At 30.2% G+C, this 9,641-nt stretch carries 12 protein-coding genes; 8 read left to right on the forward strand and 4 right to left on the reverse strand.

Features of this window, described 5'->3' with window-relative positions:
• Window positions 1-85 precede the first annotated feature (85 nt).
• Window positions 86-484, reverse strand: a complete 399-nt coding sequence (locus J7M77_RS14400; protein ID WP_296879803.1) for an NUDIX domain-containing protein — start codon at window positions 482-484, stop codon at window positions 86-88.
• Between the two features lie 123 nt (window positions 485-607).
• Here J7M77_RS14400 and J7M77_RS14405 point away from each other — a divergent pair, with 123 nt between their 5' ends.
• Window positions 608-1,432 carry an undecaprenyl-diphosphate phosphatase gene (locus J7M77_RS14405; protein WP_296879805.1) on the forward strand — a complete coding sequence of 275 codons (825 nt, stop codon included), beginning with the start codon at window positions 608-610 and terminating at the stop codon, window positions 1,430-1,432.
• 59 nt (window positions 1,433-1,491) lie between these two features.
• Here the strand turns inward: J7M77_RS14405 and J7M77_RS14410 are convergent, their stop codons facing one another.
• Window positions 1,492-1,677, reverse strand: coding sequence for a hypothetical protein (locus J7M77_RS14410; RefSeq protein WP_296879807.1), 186 nt, complete (start codon window positions 1,675-1,677; stop codon window positions 1,492-1,494).
• A gap of 148 nt (window positions 1,678-1,825) precedes the next feature.
• Between J7M77_RS14410 and J7M77_RS14415 the strand changes: the two genes are divergently transcribed.
• Window positions 1,826-2,119: a hypothetical protein gene (locus J7M77_RS14415; RefSeq protein WP_296879809.1), complete on the forward strand. Its 294-nt coding sequence runs from the start codon at window positions 1,826-1,828 to the stop codon at window positions 2,117-2,119.
• Window positions 2,120-2,315: 196 nt separating this feature from the next.
• Here the strand turns inward: J7M77_RS14415 and J7M77_RS14420 are convergent, their stop codons facing one another.
• The gene (locus tag J7M77_RS14420) at window positions 2,316-3,152 is read right to left on the reverse strand and encodes an SDR family oxidoreductase (RefSeq protein WP_296879811.1); all 837 of its coding nucleotides are present in this window, start codon (window positions 3,150-3,152) and stop codon (window positions 2,316-2,318) included.
• Window positions 3,153-3,437: 285 nt separating this feature from the next.
• Here J7M77_RS14420 and J7M77_RS14425 point away from each other — a divergent pair, with 285 nt between their 5' ends.
• The 4 genes from J7M77_RS14425 to J7M77_RS14440 all read left to right on the forward strand — a co-directional run bounded on the left by J7M77_RS14425 (window position 3,438) and on the right by J7M77_RS14440 (window position 7,268).
• Window positions 3,438-5,087, forward strand: a complete 1,650-nt coding sequence (locus J7M77_RS14425; RefSeq protein WP_296879812.1) for a Na/Pi cotransporter family protein — start codon at window positions 3,438-3,440, stop codon at window positions 5,085-5,087.
• A gap of 73 nt (window positions 5,088-5,160) precedes the next feature.
• Complete coding sequence (locus tag J7M77_RS14430; protein ID WP_296879814.1) at window positions 5,161-6,153, forward strand: ROK family transcriptional regulator; 993 nt, start codon at window positions 5,161-5,163, stop codon at window positions 6,151-6,153.
• Window positions 6,154-6,232: 79 nt separating this feature from the next.
• Entirely contained in the window at window positions 6,233-6,703 is a 471-nt protein-coding gene (locus J7M77_RS14435; protein WP_296879816.1) for an RbsD/FucU domain-containing protein, read from the forward strand.
• Window positions 6,696-7,268: a sugar O-acetyltransferase gene (locus J7M77_RS14440; protein WP_296879818.1), complete on the forward strand. Its 573-nt coding sequence runs from the start codon at window positions 6,696-6,698 to the stop codon at window positions 7,266-7,268. The genes J7M77_RS14435 and J7M77_RS14440 overlap by 8 nt, the downstream gene beginning before the upstream one ends.
• Before the next feature lie 15 nt (window positions 7,269-7,283).
• Here J7M77_RS14440 and J7M77_RS14445 read toward each other — a convergent pair whose 3' ends face one another.
• A complete protein-coding gene (locus J7M77_RS14445) occupies window positions 7,284-8,441 on the reverse strand; it encodes an MFS transporter (RefSeq protein ID WP_296879820.1) in 1,158 nt (385 codons plus the stop codon).
• Between the two features lie 163 nt (window positions 8,442-8,604).
• Here J7M77_RS14445 and J7M77_RS14450 point away from each other — a divergent pair, with 163 nt between their 5' ends.
• Together J7M77_RS14450 and J7M77_RS14455 are read left to right on the forward strand one after the other, a co-directional pair.
• Window positions 8,605-9,051 carry a MarR family winged helix-turn-helix transcriptional regulator gene (locus J7M77_RS14450; RefSeq protein WP_296879822.1) on the forward strand — a complete coding sequence of 149 codons (447 nt, stop codon included), beginning with the start codon at window positions 8,605-8,607 and terminating at the stop codon, window positions 9,049-9,051.
• 57 nt (window positions 9,052-9,108) lie between these two features.
• The coding region (locus J7M77_RS14455) for an ABC transporter transmembrane domain-containing protein (RefSeq protein ID WP_296879824.1) at window positions 9,109-9,641 on the forward strand (533 nt) is incomplete at its 3' end.

A 9,641-nucleotide genomic window follows, 5' to 3' on the forward strand; every position in this document is an offset into this window, starting at 1 on the left:
AAATAACAGTAGAACATTTTTTTATCCTCAAAAATAAAAATCATATAAAAAAAGGGAAGCTGAACAAAAATCAGCTTCTAAAACTTTATTTCGTTACAGCCCCTTTTATTATGTGATAAATATTGCCATTACCAGCAAAGATTTCATCATTTTTAAAATCACTGGTTAAATCGATCCAAACTAATTCGTTTTCATCGCCATAAATATCAACGTCATGATTTAAAACACCAACATAGGTTTCTAATAAAGTATCTTCTAAATAATAAGTAAAATCCATTAAATGAGTTAATTTTATTTCATTTTTACTAATATTAGTTTCCTCTTTTAATTCCCGATATGCCGCTTCTAAGTGATCTTCATTTATTTTTATTTTCCCGCCAACAAAGTTATATTTACCTCGATAAGGATCTTTTTTTCGTTTACACATTAATATTCTGGTTTTAGTTTGATCAAAGACCACAATTAAGTTTACATTTCGTTTCATTTTCCTTACACCTCGTGATAATTCTAGCATATTTATCAAATTTTAAGAATATAATTAATGTAATTTTATTTGGATAATGCTATAATGCAAAAGTATATTGCAAAGGAGATTTATTGAGATTATATGAACATTATTGAATTAATTAAAGTTTTTATTTTGGGAGTTGTTGAAGGGATAACTGAATGGTTACCAATTAGCAGTACTGGTCATATGATTTTAGTTGATGAATTTATCAAATTAGATGTTAGTGCTGAATTTTTGGAAATGTTTTTAGTAGTAATTCAGTTAGGAGCAATTTTGGCAGTCATTGTTCTTTATTTTGACAAGTTAATGCCTTTTGATTATCGTCATGGCTGGAAAATTAAAAAAGATACTTTTTCGATGTGGTTTAAAATTATCTTTGCCTGTATTCCCGCAGCAGTAATTGGGTTATTATTTGATGATCAGTTAAATGAATTATTTTATAATCCACCAACTGTTGCGATTGCTTTAATTGTTTTTGGAATCTTGTTTATTTTTATTGAAAACTACAATAAAAATCGGTCTTCAAAAATAAATTCATTGGCTGAAATTACCTACAATACTGCCTTTATTATTGGTATCTTTCAATTAATTGCTGCTATTTTTCCAGGAACTTCACGTTCAGGGGCAACGATCGTTGGTGCATTATTAATTGGTGTTAGTCGTACAGTTGCAGCTGAATTTACTTTCTTTTTGGCAGTTCCAGTAATGTTAGGAGCTAGTTTGTTAAAAGTAGTTAAATTCGGTTTAGCTTTTACAACAACAGAATTAGTTTTATTAGTTTTTGGAATGGCAGTTGCTTTTGTTGTAAGCATGCTAACGATTAAATTTTTAATGAGCTATATTAAAAAACATGATTTTAAAGTGTTTGGCTGGTATCGAATTATTTTAGGTGTGATTGTTTTAGTTTATTTCATGATTTTTTAAATCCAGATGATTCTGGATTTTTTTATTCCCAAATCCCAGTTTTCCCCTCTATTGATAAGCTATTTACATAATTGTTCGATATCGGTTATAATTTGTTCAAGTGTATTAATGGGCAGTTCTAAGATCATATCGATTTTTAGTTGTTCATAGCCATCGTCAAGTAATTGAATGGCAAAAAGTATTTCTGTAATTGATTTAATATTTTTAGTAATTGTCATTAACTGTTCTTTTGCTTTGTTATCCATTTTTCATTTCCCTTTCATTTAATTTTATCAATAGAATTATCCCAATTTATAAATGATTTTAAGATATTTAGTAATTTATTTTTAGTTAATTTTTATATCCTAAAATTGTTTTATATGATACAATTAAATTAATAAGGAGGACATTAATATGAGAATTTTACTTTGTTGTACTGCTGGAGTTACTTCTAATATGTTTGCAGCAGCTTTAAAAGATGAAGCTTCTAAACGAGATATGGAAATTATTGTTTGGGCAGCAGCTGAAACTGCTGTTGAATATTCAATTGAACAAGCTGATGTGATTTTAGTTACTCCCCAACTAGCTAGTTCAGTTAAAAAATTCAAAGATTTAGCTAATCCTGGTGTACCAGTATTATTAATTAGTGAAGATGATTTTAGAAACTTTAATGCTGCTAAAGTTTTAGATGAAGCTGTAAGTAAATAATATTAATTAAAGTAAATGGAAAACTCCTGTTTTATGGGGTTTTTTCATTTTGTATTTAAACTAACTGTTAATTGTTGTGGTATTTTGTATGTTCAAAGTATTAATAAAAAAACTAATACATCAGTGATAGTAAAATCTATTTATTGAATGTATTAGTTTTATATTACTAGATATTTGTAAATAGTTTTGATTGGTCTTATTTATCAAAAGAAGTTTGGCAAGCTTTATCCTTCCACTCATCGACGCATTCACCAATATTTTTTTGCCAATCTTTTAATGTATCCACAGCATCATAAGTAACTGGTAAATGTAATGGGATAGAATCCAAATTTGAAACTGCAACGATTAGCTTAGCGATTTTTTCAGGATCACCATCTTGTTCATGATTACTGTTTGCTTTCATAAATTCCTCTTGCCAGCGATGCGCATCGTAGTCAGCAATATTTATATCAGCTTTTGTACACATTGCTCCATGATCGTAGAAATTAGTACGAACTAATCCTGGTATAACGTTAGAAACTTTAATATTGAAAGGGGCAACTTCAAAAGCAAGAGCAGTTGAAAATCCGGTAACGGCAAATTTTGAACTGTGATAGGCAACTGGGCCAGGAGCATATCCGGCTCCAGAAGCAATATTGAAAATACAACCCGAACGTTGCTTACGCATTACTGGAAGAATTGCTCGAGTCACTCTTAATAAACCAAAAAAATTAACTTCAAATAATTCTTTGATGTTTTCTTCGCTAGTTTCTTCAAAAAAAGTAATTCTGCCATGCCCGGCATTATTTACTAAAACATCGATTCGTCCAAAGTGAGAAATTGCCTGATTGACGGCATCAATATAGACTTTTTCATTAGGTGTAGAAACATCCAACTGCAAATTGATTGCTTTATCTTTATATTCATCTAAAATAGTAAATCCGTTTTCTTTTCTAGTCGTAGCGACAACATAATCTCCGGCTTTTAATGCGGCTTCAGCAATTGCTTTACCAATTCCTTTTCCAGCACCAGTAATGAACCATACTTTATTCATGAAATTATCACCTCATTTATCAATATTATAGCATTTTATATTTTTACTGACAATGTCATTAATATTATTAGTGTAGTAAAAAGATGATAGTTTTATAGATCGGTTTAGTTGTAGTTTATAATTGTTGGCTATATTTGTTTTTATCTAAATTGGATATAAGAATCGCTTAAAAGTAAAATTTCTCTATTTTTTGCTAAAAATAGTAAAGATTTCTTAAATATTCTTTGTCTTATCTTAATTTTGTGTTAAATTATAGTTGGTGTAAAATTAATTTAGGAGATTATGATGAAAATTACAGATATTTTTACATTATTAGGTGGATTAGCTTTATTTTTATATGGAATGACAATGATGTCTAATGGTTTAGAGTTAGTCGCTGGTAATAAGATGAAAACAATTTTAGAAAAACTGACGACTAATCGCTTTTTAGGGGTTATAGTTGGTGCTTTGATTACGGCAGTAATTCAATCGTCATCAGCGACAACAGTCATGACTGTTGGTTTTGTCAATGCGGGATTGATGAAATTAAAAAATGCCGTATGGATCATTATGGGAGCTAATATCGGTACTACGATTACAGGTCAATTGATCGTTATCGATATAAGTGCTATTGCGCCATTAATTGCTTTTTTAGGGGTAGCTTTAATTGCTTTTTTCAAAAATAAAAAATTAGATATGATTGGAACGATTGTTGCCGGACTCGGGATTTTATTCATGGGAATGGAAATGATGTCTGGTGCTATGATGCCACTTCGGGATTCTAAAGAATTTGTTAATATTGTTTCAACTTTCCAAAATCCATTGATCGGAATCGTTGTTGGTGCTGTATTTACCGCCATTATCCAAAGTTCTTCAGCTTCAGTAGGGATTTTGATTGCGTTAGCTAAAAGTGGTGTAATTAGTTTATCGTCAGCTATTTATGTTTTATTTGGACAAAATATTGGAACTTGTATCACTGCGGTATTAGCGAGCATTGGAACTAGTCGTAATGCTAAACGAACAATGATCATTCATTTATCGTTTAATGTTATCGGTACGATTATTTTTGTAACTCTTAGTTTGCTATTACCGTTTGCCGATTTTATCACATTACTTACACCAAACAATGTTCCTGCTCAAATTGCCAATGTACATACGATCTTTAATATTGGAACAACCTTAATTTTATTACCATTTGGTAGTTATTTAGTAAAATTATCTTATAAATTGTTACCGAAAAAAGATGAAGATGAACAAGTATTGGAAGTTAAATATCTTGATAAATCAATTTTTACTAATGATTATTATATTGGTACTAGTGCGATTGCAAATCGGCAGTTATTTAATGAAATTCAAAATATGCTTGAAGTTGTCAAAAATAATTTAGCGGCTTCTTTTTCACTGATGGTCAAATGGAATGATAAGCAATTTGATGAAATAATGGAACAGGAAAAATACATTGATTATTTAAATAAAGAAATTATTGAATTTACGACACTAGCGATTTCATCTAATTTACCAATCGAAAATTCGCGTTCAATTGGTTTGGTTTTAAAGACTGCTGGTGATTTAGAAAGAATTGGCGATCATGCTATTAATATTGCTAAACGTGCTAAACGATTAGAAGATAATCAAGAAACTTTTTCAAGTTATGCCAAAGTAGAAATTAAAACAATGAATCAGTTGACAATGGATTTATTAGAAAAATTATGTACGAGTAACTTAGATGATTTTTCAACTTCCGCAAATGAAATTCAAACAATTGAAAAAACGATTGATCAAAAAACAAGTGAATTCTCATATCGTCAATTATTACGTTTACGGGATAAAAAATGTACTCCAGAAAATAGTGCTTTGTTTACTGAAACACTAATTGATTTTGAAAGAATTGGTGATCATGGTGTAAATATCGCTAATGCTTTTAATGAAATCAAAGATGTTGTCACTAAAGTATAGGTTGTAGAGATACAGCCTTTTTATTTAAAAGTTTTTAAATAAATGGTATATTGTATTTAAAAGGAAAAAGATTATGGAAATGAAACGAATTGGAACAGGAAAACTTAGAGAACAAAACGATCGCATTGTTTTAAGCTTTTTATCTAAAGGACAAGCGGTGACCAAAAGAGAACTAGCTAATGAAACTGGTTTGACGTTTGCAACGATTGGTAATATTTTAAATGAATTTAAAAACCAAAATATTGTTAAGGTTAAAGAAACAGTTATTTCCAAAAAAGGACGACCAACAATTACATATATTTTAAATCCGGAGTATTTTTATAGTTTAAATATTGTCATTATGAAAAAAGATAATCAAAATTATCTCTATTATCAAATATGTAATGCGTTATTAGATGTAATTGTTGATGATCATGAAATAATTGATCTAACTAAGATTGATGATCTGCTTAAAAAAATCGTAACATTAGTAAAACAAGAAACAAAGATAAAGATTATTGGCGTTGGAGTTCCGGCAGTTATTTTTGAAGATGTGATCGTGGAAGCGGATATTGCTGAATTAAAAGATTTAAATTTAAAAAAATTAATTGAAACGGCAACAGGAATAAATACAGTTGTTAAAAATGAAATGAATTATTGTGCTTATGGCTTCTATCAAAGTTTAACGGAGAAAAAGGATGTTTGTTATTTGGTTTTTCCTAGTCATAGTGGACCGGGCTGTGGTAGTGTGATCAATGGTAAATTATTGCAAGGAGATCATAATATTGCTGGTGAAATCATCTATTTACCGTTTTTTGAGTTTTTAAAACATCATGATCCTCGTTTAATTAAATATGATGAAAACAATGTTGCTTATGCTCTATGTTCATTAGCATCAATTATCAATCCGGCTTATTTGGTCATTACTGGTGACGGGTTACATAATGTTGATTTGGATTTGATGCAACAAGTATGTTTACAATATATTCCTAAACAGTTTTTAGCTAAGATTATATATAAAGACAGCTATATTGATGATTTTTTTAATGGGATGAAAAAATATGTAAGTAATTATTATTTATATTAAAAGAGTTTTAATAAATAGTTGACTTTTATTATATAATAAGATACACTAATTAAAAGTCTTTTAATAAAGGGGTATCGAAATGGAAAAAAAGCGGATTTTAAATGAACGATTAGCGGCGATTGTAGCTAGTATGCGTCATGGTGAAATGTTATTTATTGCTGATGCGGGTAGTGGAACTTCTAGTAAAGCCATTTATCCGTTAAGTGAAGATGTTGAATATTTAGATTTAGGGGTAGTTACGGGCTCACCTTCTTTTAAAGATGTTTTTACAACTTTGGTTGGTTGCGGTGATTTTGAAAGTGCGATCGTTACTGAAGATATGTTAGTGCAAAACCCTAATGATTATCAAATTGTTGAAACAACATTAGGCAAGAAAAATATTCATGTCATGAATTATATTCCTGATTACTATCAAATGCGTGATCGTTGTAAAGCTGTTGTGCAAACCGGTGATTATGGTATCCATGCTCAGGCAATTTTAATTGCGGGCTATCCTAGTGCTAATATACCAATGGAATGGTTAAAAAAGGGGTTGAAAAATGGTGAGTGAAAAAGAAAAAATGGCGTTAGGAATCTGGTATGATCCTAATAATGATCCAGAATTAATTAGTGAACGCTTAGATGCTGGTGATTTATGTTTTGAGTTGAATCAAACACGACCTAAAGATATTGAAAAACGAAATGAAATTATTAAACGGCTTTTAGGTACTTTACCTGAGGGATTAGAATTAATTAGCCCGTTTTCATGTGATTACGGTTACAACATTAAACTTGGTAAAAATGTTTTTATTAATCTAAATTGTTATTTGATGGATGGTGGAAAAATCACGATTGGTGATAATGTTTTTATTGGTTCTTATTGCGGTTTTTATACTGCTAATCATGCTTTGGACTATCCAAGTCGTAATATTGGTTTAGAAAAAGCTTTGCCAATTACGATTGGTGATAATTGCTGGTTTGGTGCTAATGTTACCGTTTTACCAGGGGTAACGATTGGCAGTGGCTGTGTAATTGGCGCTGGCAGTGTCGTTAGTAAGGATATTCCTGATAATTCTCTTGCTGTTGGAGTACCAGCTAAAGTAATTAGAAAAATTGATCAGACAAAAAGAATTTAGCTATCTAAATTCTTTTTAATTGCGCTGACTTATTTTTTTAGTTGTTAGAACGATGATAGCACCAATTGCGGTAGCAAAATAAACAAAACTAAACATCATCGTTAAACCAAAAGTATCTTGTAAAATACCCCCTAAAACATTTCCTAAAGTCGAACCAATTCCTGAAGTCATGATTCCAAGTAGGGTTTGGCCCGATAATTGATCATTACTATCAAGGTTATAGGTAACATAATATGTAATTACGCCGGTAAAAAGACCATAAGATAATCCCTGAAACATCATTCCAATAATTAAAATGACAAGATTTGGTGCTAAACAAATAGTAAAGTTTCTAAATACATAAAAAATAGATGCGATTAAGATCAAAGTCAAACTATTGAAACGTTTCATTAATTTAGGTGCCATGGTCATAAATGGCAATTCACTAAAAGCCATAAAAAACATACAAATACCATAAAGCGATGTATCACCGCCTAAATTTTTAACAATATTAATTAAATAAGTACTTAATGTTGTCGCTCCAGCAAACATAAAACCAAAACCAATTAATAAACAAAAGAAAACTTTATAGTTTTTAATTACATCAAAGATCGATCCTTGTTTGGAACTATTAGTTCCAGCATTTTTTTGCTCTGGCAGCGTATGTAAAGTAAGTAAGGTCAATGCAATAAAAAATAGATAGCCGAGCGATAAGATCCACGGTTCTATAAGCGAAATGACCTGGCCAAAAATAAAGGCACTGGCAGCCCAGGAAGCTGATCCGATTCCTCTGGCTAAACCAAAATTGACATACCAGCCTTCATTAATATAGTTCATGGCAATCATCGTAAGTAGGGGAACTGTTGATAGTAATAAAGCATACATCAAAGTATATAGTATCATCAATGGGATAATAGGAATAGTAAGGAAACTAAGAGCTAAATATACAATTACAGTTAAAAGAGAAATATAAGTAACTAATTGTTTTATTGTAAGATTTTTTATTTTATTCAATAATGATGAAACTAATGGGAAAATAAAAATAGTTCCAATACATGAAGCTCCAGTAACAATTCCAATTTCGGTATTTGATAAGCCGCGGTATTGTAAAAAGATGGCAATAAATCCATTGATACAGCAGTAGGCAAACCAGTAAAAAAGATGGAGTAAATTATAACGTGTTTTTAATGTCATTTTTATATCCTTTCTATTTTTATAATATTATTAATGATTAGATAGTATAAATAAGCAAGTCTTTTTTATTTTTTGAAAAATAAATTTATTGTCGATGTTATCTTTACAGATAAAAAATCTTATGTTATCATATAGTTCGTATCCGAACAAAGGAGGTGGATCAATGTATTGTGATCCAGTTGGCCGCAGGATTAAAATAATCAATAATCTAATGAAAAGATCAATGGATAGATTTTTGGGTCGGGATATTAATGATCGAGCTACTTTAATGCATACTTGGATCATTGGTTTTTTACAATATCGTGAAGATCATGGTAAAGATACGTTTCAAAAAGATATAGAAGCTGAGTTTTCAATCAATCGCTCAACTACATCAGAAATGTTGAAACTGATGTGTAAAAAAGGGATGATTGAAAGAGTACCTGTTGATTATGATGCCCGGTTAAAAAAGCTTGTTTTAACTGATCAAAGTCGTGAGTTTAATTTACGAGTTAAACAAAAAATGGATGAGATTGATAAGATCTTGATCAAAGATTTAACGGATGAAGAAGTTGAATTGTTTATTAGACTTTGTGATAAACTGATTGACAATTTAAATGAAAATCTTTAGGTTATTGTAATTAAATGATGGTTTTAATCAAATTTAAAATTAAGAAAGGGGAAAAGTATGGTAAAAACATTGATGAAACAAATTAAGCAATATAAAAAAGATTCTTTATTAACGATCTTTTTTGTTATTGTGGAAGTTATTTTAGAAATTATGATTCCTTTTTTTATGGCAGATATTATCGATAAAGGAATTGACGCCAAAAATATAAATGCAGTATATAAATATGGATTGATCATGTTTGTTATTGCGATTGGAACTTTATCGACTGGTTTTTTAGCTGGTAAATATGCCGCTAAAGCTTCAACCGGTTTTGCTGCTAATCTAAGAGATGCGATGTATACTAATATTCAGTCATTTTCATTTTCGAATATTGATAAATACAGCACTGCCGGATTAGTAACACGTTTAACTACTGATGTAAGTAACGTTCAGCTTGCTTATCAGATGATCATTAGAATGTGCTTTAGAGCACCAATGAATTTGATTTGTGCGTTGACGATGGCGTTTATGATCCATCGGGAATTAAGTATGGTTTTTGTTGGGGCCATTATTTTCTTAGTTTTCGTTTTAGCGATCATTATGTTTATGGC

Source organism: Thomasclavelia sp. (genome assembly GCF_017889095.1).
Taxonomy (GTDB): Bacteria; Bacillota_I; Bacilli_A; order Erysipelotrichales; family Coprobacillaceae; genus Thomasclavelia.